Annotated in this window: 32 protein-coding genes; 18 read left to right on the top strand and 14 right to left on the bottom strand. The window is 46.5% G+C overall.

What is annotated here, in order from left to right:
- Positions 1-316 precede the first annotated feature (316 nt).
- The 5 genes from HG1285_RS08540 (at position 317) to HG1285_RS19475 (ending at position 2,897) form a co-directional block, all read left to right on the top strand.
- Positions 317-574 carry a ribbon-helix-helix protein, CopG family gene (locus tag HG1285_RS08540; protein WP_008287655.1) on the top strand — a complete coding sequence of 86 codons (258 nt, stop codon included), beginning with the start codon at positions 317-319 and terminating at the stop codon, positions 572-574.
- Positions 575-634: 60 nt separating this feature from the next.
- A complete protein-coding gene (locus HG1285_RS17455) occupies positions 635-1,288 on the top strand; it encodes an IS607 family transposase (RefSeq protein WP_083793067.1) in 654 nt (217 codons plus the stop codon).
- Positions 1,260-1,943 carry a hypothetical protein gene (locus HG1285_RS20240; RefSeq protein WP_008287653.1) on the top strand — a complete coding sequence of 228 codons (684 nt, stop codon included), beginning with the start codon at positions 1,260-1,262 and terminating at the stop codon, positions 1,941-1,943. The genes HG1285_RS17455 and HG1285_RS20240 overlap by 29 nt, the downstream gene beginning before the upstream one ends.
- Positions 1,944-2,040: 97 nt before the next feature.
- The gene (locus HG1285_RS20235) at positions 2,041-2,670 is read left to right on the top strand and encodes a zinc ribbon domain-containing protein (RefSeq protein WP_343122632.1); all 630 of its coding nucleotides are present in this window, start codon (positions 2,041-2,043) and stop codon (positions 2,668-2,670) included.
- Positions 2,670-2,897, top strand: a complete 228-nt coding sequence (locus HG1285_RS19475) for a hypothetical protein (protein ID WP_157560603.1) — start codon at positions 2,670-2,672, stop codon at positions 2,895-2,897. Before HG1285_RS20235 ends, HG1285_RS19475 begins: the two co-directional genes overlap by 1 nt.
- A 4-nt stretch (positions 2,898-2,901) precedes the next feature.
- Here the strand turns inward: HG1285_RS19475 and HG1285_RS08550 are convergent, their stop codons facing one another.
- Genes HG1285_RS08550 through HG1285_RS08555 form a run of 3 tightly spaced genes read right to left on the bottom strand, consistent with a single transcriptional unit; the run spans position 2,902 to position 3,764 of the window.
- Positions 2,902-3,114: a hypothetical protein gene (locus HG1285_RS08550; RefSeq protein ID WP_008287651.1), complete on the bottom strand. Its 213-nt coding sequence runs from the start codon at positions 3,112-3,114 to the stop codon at positions 2,902-2,904.
- 22 nt (positions 3,115-3,136) lie between these two features.
- Positions 3,137-3,538, bottom strand: coding sequence for a PIN domain-containing protein (locus tag HG1285_RS18810; protein WP_008287650.1), 402 nt, complete (start codon positions 3,536-3,538; stop codon positions 3,137-3,139).
- A complete protein-coding gene (locus HG1285_RS08555) occupies positions 3,528-3,764 on the bottom strand; it encodes an AbrB/MazE/SpoVT family DNA-binding domain-containing protein (RefSeq protein WP_008287649.1) in 237 nt (78 codons plus the stop codon). Before HG1285_RS08555 ends, HG1285_RS18810 begins: the two co-directional genes overlap by 11 nt.
- A gap of 98 nt (positions 3,765-3,862) precedes the next feature.
- Between HG1285_RS08555 and HG1285_RS08560 the strand changes: the two genes are divergently transcribed.
- Genes HG1285_RS08560 through HG1285_RS08570 form a run of 3 tightly spaced genes read left to right on the top strand, consistent with a single transcriptional unit; the run spans position 3,863 to position 5,090 of the window.
- Entirely contained in the window at positions 3,863-4,102 is a 240-nt protein-coding gene (locus tag HG1285_RS08560; protein ID WP_008287648.1) for an AbrB/MazE/SpoVT family DNA-binding domain-containing protein, read from the top strand.
- Entirely contained in the window at positions 4,078-4,500 is a 423-nt protein-coding gene (locus HG1285_RS08565; RefSeq protein WP_008287647.1) for a putative toxin-antitoxin system toxin component, PIN family, read from the top strand. The genes HG1285_RS08560 and HG1285_RS08565 overlap by 25 nt, the downstream gene beginning before the upstream one ends.
- Positions 4,497-5,090: a hypothetical protein gene (locus tag HG1285_RS08570; RefSeq protein WP_008287646.1), complete on the top strand. Its 594-nt coding sequence runs from the start codon at positions 4,497-4,499 to the stop codon at positions 5,088-5,090. The genes HG1285_RS08565 and HG1285_RS08570 overlap by 4 nt, the downstream gene beginning before the upstream one ends.
- 322 nt (positions 5,091-5,412) lie before the next feature.
- Here the strand turns inward: HG1285_RS08570 and HG1285_RS08575 are convergent, their stop codons facing one another.
- The gene (locus tag HG1285_RS08575; RefSeq protein WP_032496703.1) at positions 5,413-5,850 is read right to left on the bottom strand and encodes a hypothetical protein; all 438 of its coding nucleotides are present in this window, start codon (positions 5,848-5,850) and stop codon (positions 5,413-5,415) included.
- Positions 5,851-6,065: 215 nt separating this feature from the next.
- Here HG1285_RS08575 and HG1285_RS08580 point away from each other — a divergent pair, with 215 nt between their 5' ends.
- Complete coding sequence (locus HG1285_RS08580; RefSeq protein ID WP_157560601.1) at positions 6,066-6,311, top strand: hypothetical protein; 246 nt, start codon at positions 6,066-6,068, stop codon at positions 6,309-6,311.
- Here the strand turns inward: HG1285_RS08580 and HG1285_RS08585 are convergent, their stop codons facing one another.
- Both HG1285_RS08585 and HG1285_RS08590 read right to left on the bottom strand, forming a co-directional pair.
- A complete protein-coding gene (locus HG1285_RS08585) occupies positions 6,312-6,710 on the bottom strand; it encodes a hypothetical protein (RefSeq protein ID WP_008287642.1) in 399 nt (132 codons plus the stop codon).
- Between the two features lie 461 nt (positions 6,711-7,171).
- Positions 7,172-7,525, bottom strand: coding sequence for a hypothetical protein (locus HG1285_RS08590; RefSeq protein WP_008287640.1), 354 nt, complete (start codon positions 7,523-7,525; stop codon positions 7,172-7,174).
- A 64-nt stretch (positions 7,526-7,589) separates the two neighbouring features.
- Between HG1285_RS08590 and HG1285_RS08595 the strand changes: the two genes are divergently transcribed.
- The 3 genes from HG1285_RS08595 (at position 7,590) to HG1285_RS08605 (ending at position 9,954) form a co-directional block, all read left to right on the top strand.
- On the top strand, positions 7,590-8,087 hold the full coding sequence (locus HG1285_RS08595; RefSeq protein WP_198005438.1) for a M48 family metalloprotease: 498 nt from the start codon (positions 7,590-7,592) through the stop codon (positions 8,085-8,087).
- A 72-nt stretch (positions 8,088-8,159) separates the two neighbouring features.
- Entirely contained in the window at positions 8,160-9,620 is a 1,461-nt protein-coding gene (locus tag HG1285_RS08600) for a hypothetical protein (protein ID WP_008287638.1), read from the top strand.
- A 34-nt stretch (positions 9,621-9,654) separates the two neighbouring features.
- Positions 9,655-9,954, top strand: coding sequence for a hypothetical protein (locus tag HG1285_RS08605; RefSeq protein WP_008287637.1), 300 nt, complete (start codon positions 9,655-9,657; stop codon positions 9,952-9,954).
- On the opposite strand, the gene HG1285_RS08610 is transcribed toward HG1285_RS08605, so the two are convergent.
- Positions 9,955-10,698, bottom strand: coding sequence for an ankyrin repeat domain-containing protein (locus HG1285_RS08610; protein ID WP_008287636.1), 744 nt, complete (start codon positions 10,696-10,698; stop codon positions 9,955-9,957).
- Between the two features lie 30 nt (positions 10,699-10,728).
- Here HG1285_RS08610 and HG1285_RS08615 point away from each other — a divergent pair, with 30 nt between their 5' ends.
- Together HG1285_RS08615 and HG1285_RS08620 are read left to right on the top strand one after the other, a co-directional pair.
- Positions 10,729-11,130 (top strand): hypothetical protein, encoded by a 402-nt coding sequence (locus HG1285_RS08615; RefSeq protein ID WP_008287635.1) that lies wholly within the window; start codon positions 10,729-10,731, stop codon positions 11,128-11,130.
- A 161-nt stretch (positions 11,131-11,291) separates the two neighbouring features.
- The gene (locus tag HG1285_RS08620) at positions 11,292-11,546 is read left to right on the top strand and encodes a hypothetical protein (protein WP_008287634.1); all 255 of its coding nucleotides are present in this window, start codon (positions 11,292-11,294) and stop codon (positions 11,544-11,546) included.
- 35 nt (positions 11,547-11,581) lie between these two features.
- Here HG1285_RS08620 and HG1285_RS08625 read toward each other — a convergent pair whose 3' ends face one another.
- Positions 11,582-12,244, bottom strand: coding sequence for a hypothetical protein (locus HG1285_RS08625; protein ID WP_008287633.1), 663 nt, complete (start codon positions 12,242-12,244; stop codon positions 11,582-11,584).
- Positions 12,245-12,334: 90 nt separating this feature from the next.
- Positions 12,335-13,129, bottom strand: a complete 795-nt coding sequence (locus tag HG1285_RS08630) for a hypothetical protein (RefSeq protein WP_157560599.1) — start codon at positions 13,127-13,129, stop codon at positions 12,335-12,337.
- 500 nt (positions 13,130-13,629) lie between these two features.
- Between HG1285_RS08630 and HG1285_RS17440 the strand changes: the two genes are divergently transcribed.
- Positions 13,630-14,631, top strand: a complete 1,002-nt coding sequence (locus HG1285_RS17440; protein WP_008287631.1) for a replication initiation protein — start codon at positions 13,630-13,632, stop codon at positions 14,629-14,631.
- A 527-nt stretch (positions 14,632-15,158) separates the two neighbouring features.
- On the opposite strand, the gene HG1285_RS08635 is transcribed toward HG1285_RS17440, so the two are convergent.
- From HG1285_RS08635 to HG1285_RS08645, 3 genes are all read right to left on the bottom strand, one after another.
- Positions 15,159-16,397: a ParB N-terminal domain-containing protein gene (locus HG1285_RS08635; RefSeq protein WP_157560597.1), complete on the bottom strand. Its 1,239-nt coding sequence runs from the start codon at positions 16,395-16,397 to the stop codon at positions 15,159-15,161.
- Positions 16,387-17,334 carry a winged helix-turn-helix transcriptional regulator gene (locus HG1285_RS08640; protein ID WP_008287629.1) on the bottom strand — a complete coding sequence of 316 codons (948 nt, stop codon included), beginning with the start codon at positions 17,332-17,334 and terminating at the stop codon, positions 16,387-16,389. The genes HG1285_RS08635 and HG1285_RS08640 overlap by 11 nt, the downstream gene beginning before the upstream one ends.
- A 169-nt stretch (positions 17,335-17,503) precedes the next feature.
- Positions 17,504-18,259: a hypothetical protein gene (locus HG1285_RS08645; protein WP_008287628.1), complete on the bottom strand. Its 756-nt coding sequence runs from the start codon at positions 18,257-18,259 to the stop codon at positions 17,504-17,506.
- Between the two features lie 226 nt (positions 18,260-18,485).
- On the opposite strand from HG1285_RS08645, the gene HG1285_RS08650 reads away from it, so the two are divergent.
- The 3 genes from HG1285_RS08650 (at position 18,486) to HG1285_RS08660 (ending at position 19,423) form a co-directional block, all read left to right on the top strand.
- Positions 18,486-18,809 (top strand): hypothetical protein, encoded by a 324-nt coding sequence (locus HG1285_RS08650; RefSeq protein WP_008287627.1) that lies wholly within the window; start codon positions 18,486-18,488, stop codon positions 18,807-18,809.
- 106 nt (positions 18,810-18,915) lie between these two features.
- Positions 18,916-19,143, top strand: a complete 228-nt coding sequence (locus tag HG1285_RS08655) for a ribbon-helix-helix protein, CopG family (protein WP_008287626.1) — start codon at positions 18,916-18,918, stop codon at positions 19,141-19,143.
- Positions 19,124-19,423 (top strand): type II toxin-antitoxin system RelE/ParE family toxin, encoded by a 300-nt coding sequence (locus HG1285_RS08660; RefSeq protein WP_008287625.1) that lies wholly within the window; start codon positions 19,124-19,126, stop codon positions 19,421-19,423. Before HG1285_RS08655 ends, HG1285_RS08660 begins: the two co-directional genes overlap by 20 nt.
- Here HG1285_RS08660 and HG1285_RS08665 read toward each other — a convergent pair.
- Positions 19,409-19,807 carry a PIN domain-containing protein gene (locus HG1285_RS08665; protein WP_008287624.1) on the bottom strand — a complete coding sequence of 133 codons (399 nt, stop codon included), beginning with the start codon at positions 19,805-19,807 and terminating at the stop codon, positions 19,409-19,411. The genes HG1285_RS08660 and HG1285_RS08665 overlap by 15 nt on opposite strands.
- On the bottom strand, positions 19,776-20,018 hold the full coding sequence (locus tag HG1285_RS17435) for an AbrB/MazE/SpoVT family DNA-binding domain-containing protein (protein ID WP_008287623.1): 243 nt from the start codon (positions 20,016-20,018) through the stop codon (positions 19,776-19,778). Before HG1285_RS17435 ends, HG1285_RS08665 begins: the two co-directional genes overlap by 32 nt.
- Positions 20,019-20,154 lie beyond the last annotated feature (136 nt).

The raw sequence follows: 20,154 nt of genomic DNA, 5'->3' as shown, positions 1-20,154 counted from the left end.
TCTCCATACTCCTCAGGATTAATTTAGCATACTGAGCTACCAGCTGAGTTTTCGTTCACCTTTCTGTCAGGTCTTACACTACAAGAGCTGGATTCTGAGTTTAGTGTAAAAATCTGACTCTTTGCACAGGCTCCATTTTCCAAAAAAGTTAACGCCACTTATAAGCATGTGTGTTTACTCACAGGACCCTCGTCTCGAGGAACTTCCGGAAATCCCTGCCAAAAGTATAAATGGGTTTACTGTATATCCTCTTATCCACCAGGTTACATCATGTAAGAGCTTACATACACATTTCCTTATGTGTATGTTTAAATACATGAAAGTCAGGAAGAACATCACCCTTTCTGAAGAAGCGGAGAGGTTCCTGAAGGAGCTTGCAAGGGAGATGGGAAAGTCCCAGAGTGAGGTCATAGAGGAGCTTATCAGGAATAAGGCTGAGGAGAAGGAGAAGGGGAAGAGGCTCAGAGCTTTTGAGGATATGATCAAGTCAGTCAGGGAGATGAAGATCTCTCTTGGAGAAGAAATCACCTTTCAGAAAGCAAAGGAGATGATGGGGGTTGAGAAGTATCTCTAAGGTCTTCCTGGGGTTTAAATATTCATAGTCATACATAGACACTTGACTATAAAGTATTAAGTGCATACATTAATACCCGTGAACGAAGAACTTTTAAGTCCTAAGCAGGCAGGAAAGCTATTGGGAGTCTCTACGAGAACTCTGCAGAGGTGGGACAAACAAGGACTTATCAAAACAGTCAGAACTCCCAAAGGCAGAAGAAGAATACCCATGTCAGAGGTAAGAAGAATTCTCAAACAAATGGCCAACGATAGAAGAGCTGTAATTTACGCAAGAGTCAGTTCCCAAAAGCAGGATAAAGATGGAAATCTTGAAAGGCAGGTAGAAAGACTACTCAGGTGGGCTAAAGAGAACAACTACGAAGTAGTTAAGGTTTTCAAAGATACTGCAAGCGGAATAAACGATAAGCGTAAGAGCTTCTGGAAGATGATGGGGTTTGTCAAAGAAAATCACATACCTTACGTGATAGTGGAATTTCACGACAGACTTACAAGGTTTGGACTTGAATACGTGAAAGCACTCCTCAAAGAATACGGAGCGGAGCTTATAACCGTAGAGAGTAAAATGAGCAAGGATAAAATGCACGAGCTTGTAGAAGACCTGATAACTATTATTACCTCCTTCACCGCAAGGATTTACGGGGTAAGGTCTCAGAAGTTCAAGAAGGTCAAGGAGATACTTGAAGATGAAGCTCCACAAAACGCTCCTCATTAAGGTTGTAGAACCCAACAAGGGCAAGAGACAGAAGCTGGAAAACACCATAAACCTTTATGCAGAGGTTCTGAAGTTCTACCTTGAGGTTATCCTCAAGCTCGGTATGTATCGGATAGCGTGTATGGACAGCAAGAGTGCTCTTACCTTCCTTGAGGAGAATACCGTTCCCACAAAAGCTCACCCTCAGCCCCCTTACCCAATCTTCTTAGGTGTCCAGACTAGCATAAGAAGGAGTGCTATAAACAAAGCGGTGGGAATGGCAAAGAGCTACCTTTCCAACCTCCACAGGTGGCACAGAGAGGGGAAGGAGCTCGGACACTCAAAACCCTCTTATCCGAACCCTCAGAGCTTTTCCCTTACCTACTACTCCACGGACGTAGAGTTTGAGGATTTGCTTTCGCAGTGTAAAGAGTATGCCTTTGTGAGATTGAAGGTTATAGATGAGAGAGGAAACTACGAGTTTGTGAACTATCCTGTCAAACCTTACAGGAGGTTTTATAAGAAGCTGAGAGAACTTGAGCTTGATGGGTGGAAGCAAAAAGACAGCAACCCTGATAAAGAGGGGAGAAGACTTTTACGTAGCTCTGACCTTGGAGAAAGAGGTCAAGAAGAAAAAACCAAAAAGACCGAAATACGTGATAAACGTGGACCTTAACGTTCAGAGGAACCTTGCATGCATAGGAATATTTGAGATAGATTGGGAAAGGAAAGATAGTAAGCTTTATGGGGTGAAGTTTATAAACGGGGAGATAATGAGGTTAGTCTGCAAGAGAGACCATCTGCTTGAGGAGATAAGGAAAAAGCAGGCTCTTACGGGTAGAAAACCCCAGAAGGGGGACAACAGGAAACTGTGGGAGAAGATCAGTAACTTAAACAGGGACATAGCCATGAAGGTAGCGAAGGAGATAAACGAGGTAGCACTTGACTTTAAGGGTAGGGGAGAGGTGGTAGTAGTATTTGAGAAACTGAAAGGTTTGAAGGGAAGGAAAGGAAGGAGAAGGAAACTGAACAGGAAGCTGGGTTACTGGATGAGGAGAAGCATTCATGAGAGGGTGGAGTATCTTTCACTTGAGAACGGATACGGTATAGGTTTTGTGTATCCGCACTACACCTCAAAGAGGTGCTCTGTATGTGGGTCAAAGGGAGAGAGGTTCTCTCCCAAAGGCTCTAAGGCACTCTTTGGGTGCACTCGGTGCGGATACGAAGTGAATGCTGATATAAATGCGGTATTCAACCAGCACTTTCTCTACCTGTCCCATCTCCTACATGGAGGTGGGAAAGCCCGCTCTGTGGTGCGGATGGGGATTTCGCTGAAAGGTCTCCGAAAAAGGAGACTAAACTTTAGCGGAGTCCCTAAAGCAACAGCTACCAATGTTTACTAATGTCTACGTTTTTGGGTAGCTGTTGCAACCACTATCTAAAGAGCAATTATGTATGGAAAGCAGAAGGCGGAAAGCTGATAATTGACAACCCACAGGTAAAGAGGACACTGTTTAGTTCAGCTTGCAGGACAGTATTCAGGTTCACGAGCTATTCGGAAGGCTGTTATCAGGCGGTGGGAAGGAACAACCAGAGGGTTGTGTTTTGTAAGGAGGAAGGCTCTTACTGAATGATTATCCCTGCTTTTGTGCTTTCCACTTTCTCATATCCTCGTATATTGCTTTTGCAAACTCACTATCTACTTGGATTTTCTCGTAAAGCTCCTTTACGATTTGCTCCACTTCTGAAAAAGCCATAGGTTTTTTCATTTCTTCTGACGAAGTTATAACCCTGTCCACCAAATACTCTATAACTTCTTCCGTGCTGAATACATCACCCATAACCATTGTCCAAGATTATACTACCATCTCAAAGTACTCTTGCCTCACTGAACTTCCTGAAGTCCTTATCAAATGTGTAAATTGGAGTTATCTCCTTTACCTTAGCGGTTGCAAGAACAAGAGCATCTCCGAACTTGAGGTTTTTCTCCTCGTAGAGAGCAAAGGCTGTGAGGACCACATCAAGGTTCTCTACCTCTACCGGGAGGGTAAGGATGTTCTCTACCATTTCCCTTACCCGGGCTTTCGGAAGCCCGTAAACCCTCTCAAGGACATAGACCATCTCCACAACCACTATGAAGGGAATGTAGAAGGTAGTCCCTTTACTCCTCGCTCTCTCTATCAGGTTCCTGAACTTCTCCTTTTCCTCCGGTGTCCCGTCATGGAGGTAGCGAATAAAGAGGTTTGTGTCAAGTATCCCTTCATAGGACATCCCTTGCTATTTCCTCTGCCGCTTCTTCCCTTATCTCTTCAGGGCTGAGAGATTTACCCTTCAAACTCCCCTCAAGCTCAAGGAAGTTCCTGAGCTTCCTTACCCTGATCTCGTCTCCCTCTATCTCAAACAATACCCAGTCTCCTTCCTTTATACCGAGAGCTTTCCTTATCTCCTTGGGTATGACTATCTGGTAACGTTTACCTACCTTTGCAACCCATCCCATGCAAAACAAATTACAAGAGGTTATACAAAACACAAGCGGCTGGATCTTCTTGACATAGAGTAATATTTCCTTACTTTCTAAAAGTAAGGAGGCAAGACATGTTAGTAAAGAAAACCTCCAAAAATCAAATCACACTCCCTAAAGAGGTTCTAAAAAGGTTTCCTTCGGCGGAGTATTTTGAGGTGAGGGCGGAAGAAGACAGGATAGTTCTTATACCTGTTAAAGCTGTGCCGTCAAACCTGACCATAGAAAAGATAAGGGAGAAGATAAAAAGGGCCAGGCTGACAGGAAAGGATATTGAGGAAGCGGTAAAGTGGGCGAGAAGAAGCTCAGAGTAGTCCTGGACACAAACGTGGTGCTATCGATCCTTCTGTTCGGGGGCAGGCTTGAATTCATCCGAAAGGCATGGAAAGACGGAAGGTTCAGGCTCCTGTTTTCTGAAGACACACTTGAAGAGCTTGTAAAGGTCCTGCACTATCCCAAATTCGGTCTTGAGGATGAAGAGATAGACTTCCTCATTTACGTTGAGGTCCTGCCCTATGCAGAAGTGATAAATGAGGTTGTAGAAGTAAATAGAGAAATATGTAGAGATAGAGATGACATTAAGTTTCTGGAGTGTGCGGTGTCAGGCAAGGCGGACTACATAGTCAGCGGAGACGGCGACCTTATCTCCGTCGGGGAAATTGAGGGTATAAAGATAATCACCCCTGCCGAGCTGAGGAGAGTTCTCGGATGAAGGGAACTCAGATATTTTCCCCTTACGAGCTTGTTATTAGGGAGATAGAAGAAGGAAGCCTTGATCCTTTTGACATAGACCTTGGATATCTGATAACCCTTTTCAGAAAGGAAGCCGAAGACCTGAAAGAATGGGAGTACTTTGAAGAGGCGGGTAGGTTCCTTGAGGCTTCTACAAAACTTATAAAGCTCCAAGTAGAAGACATATTCCCCAGTCCTAAGCCTGAGAGGAAGAAAATCACGATAAAGGAAGTCAGAGAAGCGTTAGTAGAAGATCAAGATAATTACGAACCCGAATATGACCTATCTTGGCTGTGGGAACACGAAGTAAAGGTAGGAAGACCTGCGGGAAGCAGGGATAGACAGGAAAGGAAGCTGACTTGGAAGGAGTTTTGGAGTCAAGCGGAGAACATTTCGCTTCATAAAGAAACCAACTACCACGAGCTTGCAAGAAAAGTTAGAGAAAGAATAAAAGAAGGGGAGTTTAAGATACGGAATATACGCGATTTCATCGCTTATTTATTTGCATATTATGAGTTCCAAGACGTTCCTGAAATAACAACGGGAGCTTGGTCCGTAATTTACGAGTAACTGCCCGCATAAGAATGATGATATATCTTTGTAAGGATTGTTTTGTCAAAGGTTTATAGACCTTGTGTGTGTCGATTCACCATATGCACAGCACACGCTCTCCACACGTTCAAGGACGAGCCTAGTAGTAACTCCCTCACCTTCTTTCCTTTTGTTGAAATAGCGAATAATGTTTATAGTGTATCGTCTCCTTGCAGAGCTACTTACAACGCTCTCAAAAACAACCTTCAGAAGAAAAATGGTAAGCAGAGCATATTTTTAAAGGACATTCACACAGAATAGTATTAATGCCCACATATACGGCTCTTCACACAGTATAACCTCAACTCGAGAGAAGTAGATCTATGATTTTGCTGTCGTCGGACACGACTTCTATGCGCCCCTTCAGGTTTTCCGTCTCGTAAGCTCCGTGTGTTATAACACCCTCTATGAACTCCGTTCCTTCTTCCGACTCCAGAACATTCCTCATCCTGACCACTATCGTCAGAAGCCGATCCAGCTCTTCTCCTGACATCGTTGTCATCTCCATTATCAGGAGTTCTCTTGCGTAGTCTGCGGCCTGTTCCTTGTCCTGCACGTTTATTATCATCGCGCAGGGCCTGTTTTCTTTCAGACTCTCGTGGATCTTCATACTTAGCACGAAGCTTCCCTTGTGCGGAGTGTTTATTACCGCCGTTCCGTATGAGGCTATCCACTCGGACACAGCCGGAAATAGAACCCCCTTGAGAGCGTGTTCCTGAAACTCCTTTCTGAGCATCATAGGGCTAATTATGAAGGCTTTTCTAAGATATCCAAGTGAAAATTACCAACCTACATTGCCAGCTTCATACACTATAGCAAGACTCCGGTAGTTATTACTGGGTTGCCGAAGAGACTATTATCTCTGGTTTAAGAACTCCCTTTGCGGTCTGATAGCCCATAACGGTTACCTCGAGCCCGTGTCTGAGTGTCTTTGTGTTCAAATGGAACTTGGGGATGAAGTACTCTCCCCACCCGTATCCCCTGTCCCCGCTCTCGCAGGTTCCCGACACTTTTACTATGTCGGATCTCGTTCTTGTTCTCCTAGTTTATATTTTCGAACTTTTGGGAGAAGAGAAGATAATGAGCCACCGCCTGAGGAACGGCTCTTTCAGAGGGCTTCTCTCCTCTGCCGGGGCGATTCCTTTTGAAGAACAGAAAGAACAGGAGAGGGCGAAGGTGGAGCTCAGGAGGATGTGGTAGCTACTTCTTATTCCTGAGCGCCCTCAGTAAAGTTCTTGCCCAGATGTACCTCTTTGACTCAGGGATGTCCGAGTACTTTTCCATTATCGGCTCCACCGCTTCCCGGAGCTCCTCCAGGAAACTTTCAAGCCTTTCCCTGTGAGTTGAGCGTTTGATTGAGCGGATGGCTTTTGTTATTGCAAGGTTTGCTGCGTACTTCTTTTCTATGCTACCGCCCAACCTCATAACTAGGTAAGCGTAGATGTGGTCCCGGCTGGGGATCTCCCGGGTCAGGCAGTAACGTTCCTCAAGGTACATCCGGACCGCCCTGTCCAGGGCGTTCATCTTGCCGTAGAGGAGTTTCCTCTCCTGCGTCTCCAGCTTCCTGATTTTTGCCGAATCTCTCTTCCCGTTCTCCATACCTACTAAGTATAGGAAGGGGGTTTGCCGAAATTGGTTGTGCGTAAAGGATAATGCCGAAATTGGCTAATTGCCTTTTTAAGCCTTGACACACAAAGCTCCCACGAACCCCTGTGCCGAATATGGTTGTGCGTATAGGACGATGCCGAAATTGGACGAAGCTATAACGCTTGAGGCACAAGGACTTCACGAGGGGGAAAAGAACGGAAATTTTTGGCTATGCGTAAAGGATAATGCCGAAATTGGCACACCTGAGGTCGTTGATACGAGCGTTTTTTCCGAAAAAAGGGGGTTAAATATACATACGTATATTTGGATAATGCCGAAATTGGCTCGCCGAAATTGGCACTTTTCCGATGGCTCCGAAGGAGCCATTTCCTTCATTCCTTTTTTCCTTCCTTCTTCCTTTTTTTCGGGGAGCGGAGCGACTGAATTCCTTCTTTTTCAAGTTTTGTATTGCCTTATTCAAAGGATTTCCTCAGCTGATCCTCTATCCTGCACACGGTATCAACAACGTCGCCGAGGCTTCCGTACCTGCAGGCGAGATATCCTTCTCGGTAGAGCCTGAAAGGAACGTCCTTCAGGCTGAGGCCATGCCTGCGGCAGGCCTGCTTGAGAAGGTCCATGAAAACCCTTCTCTTTTCCCTCTCTTCCTCGGGTATCTCCCGAGGCTTTATGCCGAAAAGCTTGCAGGTGGCCCGGTAAAGGGCTTCACCGTCCTCTATCTTCCTGATCTCCACAACAACATCCTTCCCCCTGAGATCTTCTGCGATCCTCTCGAAGTGTCTCGCGGACTCAGCAACTACCCGCTTCATACAAAAGAAATATAATCCTTTACGAAAAATGGACCTTCTGGAAGACCTCGCGGGGAGGATGGGGATGGATAGGGTTCCGGAGATAGTCGTTGTTGAGGGGGAAAAGTGCGCAACGAGAGGAGAGAGAATACTGATCGGAGAAGATATAGTGAACGGGAAGAGGGAACTCCTGGAGTTCATGCTCGCTCACGAGCTCTCTCACGTCAAGAACGAACACTCAAGGAAAAAACTCATACTGGAAGGACTGTGCGCCCTTGCGGTCCTTGCAAACATTTGGGCCTTTTTCTTATACTCACTGCCTCTAATACTTCCCGTGCTTGTAGTTAGAAGAGTAGTGATAGAGTTCTGGGAGGTCCAGGCAAACGTTGAGGGGGCAAAGGCTGTGGGAGTCAGGAAAGCCATTGAAGCTATGGAAGACTTTACGGCGGACTACAGGCTCGTTGATTACATCCTTGAGCCCGTGAGGAGACTCTTTGTAAGGTTCGCACTCTCTCTTTACCTGTGGCTCTATCCGGAAAACAGGTTTACAGCTTTGAGGCTGTATGTGAGGGAGATCCTTTAAAGCAGACCCAGGAACAGAGGTCAGATAGCCCTCGGAGCTCCACGAGTTGAAGCCGGCTCTCAGATTTCCCAGATGAGGAGCACCGGGGATGCTCTTGGTTTCGGAGCCGCATCCCAGAGGCTCGGACTCACTCCCCACCAGACCGCAGAGAGGCTGGCCTACCTGTCCACTCAGTCTAATATGGGAACCATGGAAGGGCTTCAGAACTTTGCGAACAGGTATTTCGGAGGAGACGTAACTGCCGCAAGGGAGTTCATGAGCTACATGAACGAGAGCGGGGCTCTCTCAAGGTGGAGGGCTCTTGCGAACGTTGCAAGGCAGACGGGCATAGCCCCGAAGAATGCGAGCGACAGAGAAGCCGGGATGGCGATGTTCAACTACCTTCAGAGCGCTTCCGTCAAGGGACAGTACGGGGACTCTTACAGGCTGAACAACCTTCTTGCGGACCTCTCCAATCAGACAGGGCTCAGCCAGACAGAGATCCTCAGGAGGATGGCAGGAGCTCAGGGCTTCACGTTCACCGATAAGGACGGCTCCGTGAAGACCATGAAGTTTGATGGAAACGGCAACGCCGTGATAGCAAGAAGCGAGAAAGGTATCTCTGCACCCGTCAGCCTCGGAGGCGGAGTTGTCATGCAGTCTGGAGTTGTCAAGACCGAGGGAGTCGGGGACAACATGGTTACCACATACAGCGGAGTGTTCAGCTACACGGGAAGGGACGGCAAGCAGCACACCCTTGAGGGAAGCGTGACCACGGACAGCAAGGGAAACGTGGTAAGCATTCAGGGGGCGGGGGGAGTTCAGGTGAGTGATGCTGTGAAGGAAGATTTTATGAATGCTTTGAGCAGAGGAAATAGGACGACTTACGATGATAGCTATACAGTTCAGACAGGTATGAACACCGGAGACACGAGCAACGCGGTTCAGCTGCTCAGCGGGATAGCTAGGAGACAGATCCCACCCGAAGTTGCCAGACAGCTGATGAACAACCTTGCAAATGACAAGAACTTCAGGGAAGCCTTCATAAATCAGCTATCTACCTATGCGACCATATACGGAGATAAGCAGTATACAAGGACCACAAGCGTAGGCGAAAGCGCCAAGGGAGAAGTCGGCGGAGGGACGGGTTTCAAAGCTCCATTTGGGCTTGTTAAATTCAGTGGGAAGACAGGAAAGAGCTGGCAGTCGGGAGAGAGTGATGGAGCTATGTACACTTACAGTCAGGCCAAGCAGAGAGTAGCCAAGATAGTTAATGATGCGGTGCGGATGTATAGAGGTGGGGCAGACGCTCAAATAGCTATTGGATATATAGACGACCAGCTGAATACTATCCTGCAGGACAGAAAGGGTGAAGCTTCCCAGCAGGCTGTAAAAGTTGAGCAAAACGAGAGCAGACCTCACATGCACAACGTCGGGGACAAAGTCAAGCAGGACGCGACTGAGATGGATGAGCTCGGCAGGAAGCAGATGGGCGAGACCTGGCCTAAGGGCTCCGAGCAGTTCGGAGGTAAGAGAGAGCCTCCCGCCCCGTGATTTTTCAAGGTAGCTTCCTATACTTATAAATACTATGAGGGAAGACCTGGAGTATCTGAGGAGACTGGGAGTAGATCCGAGGAAAGGGAAGAAGGCAGCTGAGCAATATCTGTTCAATAGGTTCTGGGGAACTTTTTTTGCGATAACCGTTTTCTGTCTGGTTGTCTCTGCCCTGTTCAGTTATGGTACCGAAGGCTGGCTTTCACTGGTTCTCTTCATAGGGCTTCTGATGACGATAGGAGGACTCTGGTTCATCTTTGACGGAATAGTTATATGGAGAGCGATAGAGGCCCTCGATAGCTGGGAGGAGGAGGAAGAAAAAAAGGAAAAGTGATTACTTGGCTTTTCCGTAGTATAGGTCTCTTGGCGTATACCCCTTTATATTTTTTATGTCTTCTCTTGCTCCGTGTTTGACAAAGAGTTCGTACATATTGTAGGGGTCGTTTTCCTTCTCAAGCAGGTGTAATACCGTACTTCCGGTGGTTGATACCGGTGCATTAGGGTCTCCGCCTCTTTTAAGGACGAGTTCTATCGCATCTTTGCACTGTTTTCTTATTCTATCCTCTTCTTTCTTTGTAAAAGCAATGGGTGCGGTGTATTTAAGCACTAAGGGTTCCAAGAAAGAATCTATTCTGGGCTGTCCTTTTGTATCTTTGGCCACATAATTCGGATCCAATCCTTTATCTAAGAAGTACTTCACCACTTTCACGTCACATGGAAGACTGTTTATAGGAGCTCCCCATCCACCCGGGTAAAGCTGCTGGGGACTTATCTTCATCTCTTCAAAGATGAACTTTATCACCGGCATTACAGATAGTTGTATCGCCAGTTCATAAGGAGTGCTTGAGTTGGAGAAAACCTGCCCTCTGATTTCAGAAAAGAGGTACCGACAGGAACCTAGCGGGTTCGCACCATCCTTCAACGTCTGAATTGCAGTTTTCACGTAAACATCGTAGCCCTTCTGGTCCCCCCTGTTTTTGGCAAGCCACGCGTGGAATATAGCCTCGCAGGACATATCTTCCAGCGGTTCCGCAAAAGCAAATCCCATAGAAAGCACAATCGCTACCAGAAGCTTCATGGCTAATCCCCCTTTCTATAATTTAGAACTATGATAGTGAAATTGAAGCTCCCCGGAGGGAAGCTTCGTGTGTGGAGTTCCGGCAAGGACAGGGAGGTTGAGATAAAGGCCGGAGACACGCTTATTTTCTCCAATTCCGAAGTCGTTATCCAGGATGACATGGAAACCAGGAAGGTTCTTTCTGCGGATTACGTTGAAGGAGACGTGAACGACTTTACGGAGCTTTTCACAAGTGCTTTCTACGACAGATTTGACTTCGTTTCAAAGAGCTTCCATCTCACGGAAGAGGAGCTATTTTCTTTCGTCAAAGAGCTTCTCAAAGAGGAGGGATACGAGCTCGTGAAGATTGAGCCTTCAAGCGTAGGGGGGCAGTCTGAGGTGGAAAGCACAAAGAAAAAAGAAAAACCTATAATTAATACAGAACAGCCTTGAAGGTGGCTGTTGGCTCCTTGACAACTGAATAGGTTCGCTTGAAAGAAGGGGGGAACACGGTAATAACTACCTGCTACCTCTTTTGGCCCCCTTTTTTATTCCCTTTTTTCGGGATGTTGTGGTTTTAGGGGGCCTAGAAAACTCAAAAGGAGGTAGCAGGGATGATGAAGATTGTGAAGACTGTCTCCGAGCTAAGAGACGCCATAAGCTCATATCCCCTGAATTGGGGATGGGAAGTGGAACGCATACCTATGTCTGAGGATGTCCTCCTCCTGAAAAGGAGGGGACGTATAGTAGCAAGATTGAGGGTCGCTAATGATCCTCAACTTAAACGGTTTGTGGATTATTTTATTTATCCGATTGGTTTGAGGGGCTTCTATGAAGCCCTAAACGAGTATCTAGGCTATACAGATTAAAGTGGATTAATACTCTTTCCCCGGCCCCCCTTCTTTCAGGCGAACCTGAAGTAGAACATGCCCGGTTCCACTTCTTCTATGAGCACGTACACAGGCTCATAGAACTCAAGCTCCTCCTCCACTATCTCCTTCCACTCCTTCTTCTCTTCCTCGGAGGGTTCGTATTTCATGTATTTGATGTCCAGCTCCATGTTAACCACGGGCTTGTCCGCCGCCAGCTTCCCGTTTATGTAAAGCTGATTGTTTTTGACCTCCAGAATCTCCGGCTCTCCGAACTCTTTAGGATCAAAGATGTGAAAGTCCATCCAGTTTATAGGAAGCGGCAGCTTATCTGCTTCCTTCTGCCACTCCTTTTTCTCCTCTTCCGTCAGGTACTCGTAGTAAATTCCCGGACTGAAGTACTTCCTGTACTTCTCGGGAATGTGGTCGGTTTTGGGCTTCTTCTTCGAATGAGTGAGGATCTTATGCATCACGAGCACGTACCTGCAGGCCTTTCCCAGCCACATGTTCTCCAGCCTCTTAGCGAACTCAGGGTCCTCCTCGGCCTTCCTGTTTATCTTCTCCACGAGGGCGCTCACCTCTTCAAGGGTGAGCTGTATAGCCTTCCCCGGACCCGGAAACTCCTCGTCGAAGAGGAAGTCCTCAAAGAGTTCCCCGAAGAGCTTCTCAACAGGCACTATTTCTACGTCTTTTTTCATCTTTTCCCTCCTTTCTTAGTTTAGCACTCGGTTTAGTTTGGAGAAAATTCTCCAAACCAGAAGAAAAAGCTCAGTTGTCCGGAGCAGCTCTCACCCGAAGTAAACCTCAAAGATTCCCTCTTCAATCTCGTCGAACACTACAACAACCGGCTCGTAGAAAGCCAGCGAGTCCACCACTTCTATCCACTCCTTCCTCTCCTTTTCCGAGAGCACATATTTGAGGTAGCCTATCGTTGAGGTTCTTTCCCCTTCCTGCACCGGCTCAGCTACACGCTTTCCGTTGATGTAGAGCACGTTATCCCTTATCTCAAAGACTTCAGGCTCTCCGAAATCCTTTGCGTCAAAAACCCAGTAAGCGATGGAGCTCTTTGCCGTGTATTCAGGAGCAGTCTCCATGTCTTCCAGCTCCCTTTTTATCAGATCGCCCGCGGACATCTCGTAGGAGAAGTTGGGATTTTCAAAGTATTTGCGGTACTTTTCAGGGATGAGCCTTCTTATCCTCTCGTCCCTCTTCCTTGCCTCCGTCTCCTCCAGCCATACCGCCATCACCTTGAAAGCGGTCATTCCGCACTCTTCAAGCCTCCCCGCAAGTTCCGGACTTTCTTCAAGGGCCTGCCTTACCTTCTCCGCAAGCCTTTTAGCGTCCTCGTAGGAAACCTCAATCCTCTTCCCCGGGCCCGGGAACTTCTCGTCAAAGACGAAAGCTTCAAAGAGCTCACCGAAGAGCTTTTCCGTGGGCACGACTTCCATTTCCTTCCCTCCGTTTTTCAGTTTAGCATCGGTTGAGTTTGGAGAAAATTCTCCAAACTCAGGGTCCCGTGTAAGCCCTGCGTTTCTGCACCTCCATCCTAAAAACGTGACATTTGCACGGAGAAGCCACTCCAAACCTTCTGCTGTAGTCGTTAGGCTTCGAAATATCACTTTTTTGGTGTTTCTGGTTTGACTGAGGAAGATCCACCAAAAAGGTGATATTTACCGAGAGTTTTGTCATAACATTCTCCGACAGGCTTTTGGTGTACTCGTGGCTTTATAGCTTCCCGGTAAATCTGATTTTTCAGGCACCCTGCACACACGACGGGCCTTTTGTGTGTTTTATTGTTTTAGCTTTATTTTATTTGTTACTTCTTGTTTTCAGGAGTGCCAAACCTTTGAGGTTCATAGCCTACACACAAGCAACTATCACTTTTTTGGTGTTTCGTTTTTGGAACTATCACCTTTTTGGTGGGAAGTATCACCTTTTCGGTGTTAACTATCACCATTATGGTGCCAATTATCACTTTTTCGGTGTCAACTATCACCTTTTTGGTGTTTGGCGGTATGTCTGGTGATATATCATCTTTTTGGGGTATAGTATAATCCGGTGATAATTTGGAAGGGGGATAGGGATGAAGAAAGAAACCACTATAGTTCTCAATCTGGATAACAAGGTAACCAAGTCAAACAAGTTAATAGAGGCGAAGTACAGACTCACGCTGAATGAGGTCCGTCTTATCCTTGCCTACATATCACTTATATCTCCGGTGGACAACGGGTTTCCTGTTGCGAGGATAAAGGTAAAGGATCTAAAAGGAATACTGGAGCTTAATGGGGAAAGTATGTATGAGGCACTTTCCAGGACACTGGAAAAGCTCCGTTCACGTGTCATAAAGATACAGAAACTCGAGGAAAACGGATTCATAATTACCGGGTGGATAGACAGGGCTGAGTACAACGGAAGAAAGGGGGAGCTGGAAATAGTTCTTTCAAAAGACCTGGAACCTTATCTCCTGCATTTGAGAAAGAACTTTACAACGTATCAGCTCAGATATGTGCTGAGATTGAGAAGTGTTTATGCAATAAGAATCTATGAGCTTCTTAAGCAATACGAAAAAGTGGGTAAGAGGGTGTTTAAAATAGATGAGCTGAAGGAACTGCTTGGCGCAGAAGACAAGTATAGACTTTACGGACACTTCAAGAATAAGGTGCTCCTCAAAGCTCAGAGAGAACTTGAAGAGAAGACGGACATTTCTTTTAGTTTTAGAGAGATAAAACAAGGGAAGAAGGTTGTAGCTGTAGAACTAATTATTAAGAAGCAGGGAAGAAAAGAGCCTAAGAAACTTCCCAAAGGAAAACCTTTTGAGAAACTCCCCGACAAGATAAAAGAAGTCATCCTTGAGTACCTCAGGACAAAGGACAACATAAAGAGCCCAATTGCGGTCGCAAAGAGCATGAATGAGTTTGAGATAGAGGACACGGCTTACGAGATCCTCCGGCACATGATTTACTTCCCCGACGGACAGGTAAAGGACCCTGAGCTGGAGGAAGAAATATACAAGCTCAGAGAAGAAAACCCGCAGATGAAGTGGACGGAGCTCCTTGAGGTTGCCCTTGAGAAGAGGGGGGTATAGGAACAGGAGAGGTTTTTACGCTTTAGGTTTGTGGTTTGGAGAAACTTCTCCAAACCATAGGCCATATTGTCTATGGTCGGTAAATATGTCCACTACTGGGTAGGAATTTGTCCACCATAGGACAGGAAAATGTCCACCATACATCAGGAATTTGTCTACCATAGAAAAAATAAGTCACTGGGGCACAGGCGATTTACAACGCAGAAAATACGAAAAATATTTAAGGGAAATAAGAAAAATATATAAAACACACAAAAGGAGGATCTCGCGTGTGTGCTCCGAAATACCACATCCGCCGGGAACTTGTTCTGTTTAGAGAAGTTCTTGTTGTACAAGGGCAGTGCGTACTCCATCCTAAAAATGTGATCTTTGTTTGGAGAATTTTCTCCAAACTCACCGTGAAGGAGATACTTGTCTCCTTGAGGTTCTCAAGGATATTCTTGCCTTTTCCAAATGTCACTTTTTCTGGTTTGGAGTGTTTTCTCCAAACTATTTGCTTTTGTTCATACTCTTCCTGAGATACACACCTATCTCAAGATTCCCATCAACCTACTCACCTTCTCTTCAATCCGATTGTAGGAACCGGGAGCTATTTCCAGGAGTTCTAATGTGAGCCTCTCCGCCTCGTCAAGCATCCTGAGTATCTCTTTTTCAAGCCTCTCGACTTCTTTCCCGTTGGGAGTCCCCGTCTGAGAGGTGCTCGTCAGGGGTGGCCTACTTTGCTCAGTTTTGAGCATATTAGGCCACTTTTCTTCTTTCAGGTTTTCCTCAGGAGCTTTGCCCTGACCGTTTGAAGGCTCTTTTTCTTTCTTCAGCCTTGCCGCTATTGTGTCTCTACTAACCCCCGCCTTTTCGCTCGCCTTCCTGATTGATGTTCCCTTTTTCACCATCTCAACGGCTTCCTGTATCTTTTTCTCCTTCTCCTGCTTTTTTTCCTTGATCTGATCTTCAATCCAGTACTCAATGGTTCCTCTGGACCTTCCGAGGATTTTGGCAAGCCTTGCCGTGGAGTAACCCATCTTGTAAAGCTTCCTTGCCACCTTTATCTCTTCTTCTTTTGAGAGCCTGAGCCCGTGCTTGAGGTTTGCCACAAGGGCCTTTTCAACCATCTGGGCTTCGTCTTTGCACTCCACGATGACCGCTTTTATGTTTTCCATTCCCGTTATCCTGTGAGCCTCAAGCCTGTGAAGTCCGTCAATAAGAAGGTATCTGTCTTTAGCAGGAGTGACCGTTATCGGCGGAAACGGGATGTCATCTATGTGTTCGTGGATCGTTTCCGCGTACCTTGAGAGCACTTCTTTGTTTAGCCCTTCCCTGGGGAGGATTTCTTCATTTACGAGGATCTTCGATACCGGAACTTCTACGGCATTCATCGTAACTCCCTCCTTCCAAAAATCAAACACTATCTCGTCCGCGACCTCGAGGTACTCAACCAGGCATTCCGGGCAGAACTTGGCGAGAATGTTGCCCCGGGGATCGACAACGCAAACGACCTTTCCCTTAACCTTCTCTCCGCAGGAAGCACAGAGCCCGGAGGTTTCCCTCTCTTCAACCCTCTCCTTCCTCTCCTTCCTGTAGCTCTCGGCAAAGAGCTCGCCGAGATGCTTGTAAAAGGACATCCACCCGTTTCCGTTTTCCTCCGTGTAAAAACAGATGCAGTCCATTATCCTTTCGTAATCCATCCTCTTTCCACTCATACTCCTAATTATAGGAAGGAAAATTGACATTCCCTGAAACCCCAAAAATCTAACTACCCTATCTTCCACACAACCTCTCTGCAGACTCAACCACTCCCGAGTAGAAAATGTACTCCTTAATTTCCTTATCCCCGGGCATCCTCCTCACGTCCTCATAAAGCTTCCTGAACTTCGGCTTCAGCTCCGGGTTCTCCGTGAGGAGCTTCTTCCCTGCCTCCACGATGAGCCTCTTCTTCAGCGCTTCAAGCTCGTCGGAAGAGAGCCCGTCCAGCTCCGGAAGCTCCAGCCCGTAGGCCTGTGCAAAAGAACGGATCTCCTCTGCAAGCTCCTTCCTGAGTTCCTCTTCTTCCATCTTCTCCTTATCTTCCAGGCACTCCTCGTAGAAGGAAAGGAGCTCCTCGGGGACAGCCTCGTCGGGAGAGGTGAGCCACTCCCACCTTGAGGAGGTCTCCCTCCTCACTTTCAGGTAGACCACGAGAAAGCCAACGGGGTTCTTTACCTCAAGGTTGGAATCAACCCTTTCTATAAGCTCAAGAGTCTCCTCCTCGGAAAGGGGAGAGTTCAGGAGGAAGAAGACCGCCTTGTGGAGAGGAACCCTTTTGAGCCTCAGGTCATTTTGAATTATCAACCTGATAGTCTCCTTCTCCTCATCGCCCAGAGGTTTCATACCGGCACCGGGTTCAATTTGAGCCCCATTATTTGTTTGTTGTTGTTTATGTTGTTTATATAGATCAACAAAATTATTATTTATATGGGGCTCAATTTGGATTTTCACGTTGAGCCGCGTCTTTCCGTCCGCGGCTCGCAGTGTCCTTTTTTCAATGAGCCCCCTGTCTTCAAGCTTTGTCAGATACCTCTTGACGGTTGAAACCGAAATCCTGAGCTTTCTCGCTATCTGACCGCAGGTCAGATTGGTGACCCAGCCGTTCTTTGAGAGTTTCAGAAGAAGCTCAAGGATGTGAGCCTCTATTGAAGAAACTCCGTATCTTTCAATAAGTTCCAGCATCTTACTTACCTCCTCCTTTTTTCCCGGAACCCTCCGACCGGAGGAGGTAAAAAGGGGTTGACAAGGGACAAACTACCCCGTAAAATTTTAAGTACCTGGGTTGAAAGAGAGGCTTTACGCCTCCCTTCTTTTACTTGCTCTTAAGCCGTTTCATTCGATCATCGTCGTTTCATTTATCACCTCCATTTATAAACTCCCCTCCGGGACCGGAGGGTTCCTTTTTCGCTGCCAACCTGAACTCCTCCCCTGTGTTTTCTAATGAGATTATATCCTCTATTGAATGGGGATACAGGTTGAGGGATACGCCTTTGAGATCAGGGTTTTCAAATACTCTGAACTTGTAAAAGCTTGAAAGGTAAAACTTTGCAGAATATCCCTTTACAACCCTTCCGTCCCTCAAAAGAAACTCAACCTCGTACACTTTGTCCTCCTCAACCTCATCCTGAATTATAGGAAAGAGCTCGGCAAACTCTTCCCTCCACTTCCCGGGGATGGGAAAAGAAACGCTCTCGGGCTCTCCCTCTATGCCTTTGAAGGGATTTCTCAGAGAGAGCCCCACCATCCTTATCTTTGCGTAGGCCTTTACCATGTCCTTGTCTTTAACGAGGACGAAGTAAACGTAGTCTCCTCGGAACTTTGCCCTCTTCCTACCCCCTCCGATGAAGTAGAGGAAAACTTCCTTTTCCATGGCCAGCTTCTCAAAGGGAGTTTCGGGTTCCTTAGGCTTTACCTTTGCAGGGCTCTTCAGCATGTGGATCCTCTCCACGAGGACCTTACCCGAATCCGTGTGGACCGTCCTCGTCTCGGGATCGTAAGAGACGAGCGTCCCCTTAACTTCCCCAACATCCGTGCGCTTTATCACGACAGGCTTTCCCTTAAAAAGTAAAAAGAGTTCGGCCGTGGGGTCTCTTTTTTCTTCCATCATAAATCTAAATTATAGGAAGAACATTTTAGGTCTCTTTTTCTCTATACGAGTTGATCTGAATTCCGAACTTTGCAAAAAGATTTTCATACGCCGGAAGGTTCAAGTTCGCCGTCGCACTGGTTGCCTTGTTTTTCGTAGAAACATTACTTCTGTGCTTCTTACACAAGAAGATCCCTTAAAATTCATAGAAGCTCAAGGAGGCGCGGATGCTGTAGGAGGGAAAGAAATGAAAAGGGAACGGACAAAGCCCCTGGAGAAAATTATAACAGAAACAGAGGAGAGACTGAGGGAGCTCTGCAGGGAGGCGGGGATAGAGGACCTCTCGCAGAAGGACTACGCTTCGGTGTGGCTGAGCGAGTTTTCTGTCAAGAAGAAGGGAAAGGAATACCCGTGGGTGAAGCTGGGAGGTTTCACACAGGAGAAAAAGAAGGTCTACATACAGGGTTGGAGAGAGGACCTCGCCCCGAAGGAGCTTCTCAGGAGCATAGTGAGGGTTTACAGGGCTCTTCAGCATTTGAGGACCGCGAGAGATTTGCTTCTGCCTTTTTAGTTTGGAGAATTTTCTCCAAACCGTCCTTTATAACATAGGATAAAGTGCTAAGTAAAACTCTTGTTTGATACTTGCTGTGGTTCATCAAAAGTGTTACATTTAAAATATGCCTGCCAAGAACCCAAGAGTAAATGTTGTGGTGGACAATGAGCTTTTTGAGGTTCTCAAAGCTCTTGCAGAAGAAAGGGGAGAAAGTATATCTTCAGTTGTCAGGAGATACATAGAGCTGGGTTTGAGTCTTGCAGAAGATATCGGGCTTGCAAAGGTAGGAGAAGAGAGGCTAAAGACACTCAGAAAAGAGAAAACCTTAACTCATGAAGAAGTATGGGATTAAATACCACCCTAAGGTAAAAGAAGACATAAAATCTCTTGACAGGCAAACTAAAGAAAAGATAAAGAAAGCAATAGAGGAGAAGTTAACTGCTGAACCACTGATTTACGGAGAAAGATTAAAGGGAACTCTCAGAGACCTGTGGAAGCTCAGAGCAGGAAGCTACAGGGTTATTTACATAGTGGAAGATGACACGGTTTACATACTCGGGATACTTCACAGAAGGGAAGCTTACAGAAATGTGAGCGTTGAAGACCTCCTCAGGAGATTAATGGGCACTTAAGCACCTCCTTAGGCCCTTATCAAAGGTGATTACCTCATTCTCCTCCCTGTGGGCGCACAGAATACAATCCACAAAGTCAAGCTTTTTCTCAGAAAATATCTCGAGGGCGTTTAACATCTGTCCCTTGTTGTGGACCTTCACACCTCTGAGTTCTATTAGCTTCCTTAGAATCTCAGAGATCTCCTTCCTGCTCACGTTGTAAATTCTCTGAAGAACGTAAACGACCTCCGCAATCACAGACTCAAGGATAAGAATTTTCGTTTTCCCTTCCATCATATCGTTAAAAACCTCTTCCGCCTTGGCGTAAAGCTCCTTGTTATCCCTCAGGAGGTATCTCAGAATCACATTGGCATCAATCAGGGAAATGTTTTTCTCTGAAGGCATTAGCCATAGCCTCCTTTTCCATCCTCATGACCTCTTCTATGGGCTTCCCCTTGATAGCGTATTTCTGAAGCGCTCCGCCGAGCTTTTTCACCGGCTTTATTACTACCTCACCTTCCCTTATGGTTATCTCCACGAAGTCTGTTCCAAGTTTTTTCCTTATTTGTGCAGGTATCGTAACCTGACCCTTTCGGGTAATCTTGACGATAGACATCCTTACCTCCATATAAAGTATTACTATACATCTAAAGTAATACTTCGTAATAAAAGGTCAACTGCTCGGGAAAGTTCCCGACAGGATATAGCCCTAAGTGCAGGTCCTCCTATCCCACTGCCCTTCAGCAGGCGAG

Source organism: Hydrogenivirga sp. 128-5-R1-1, assembly GCF_000171895.1.
Note: the sequence above shows the minus strand (reverse complement) of the source record. Positions and strands in the feature narration are given on the sequence as shown.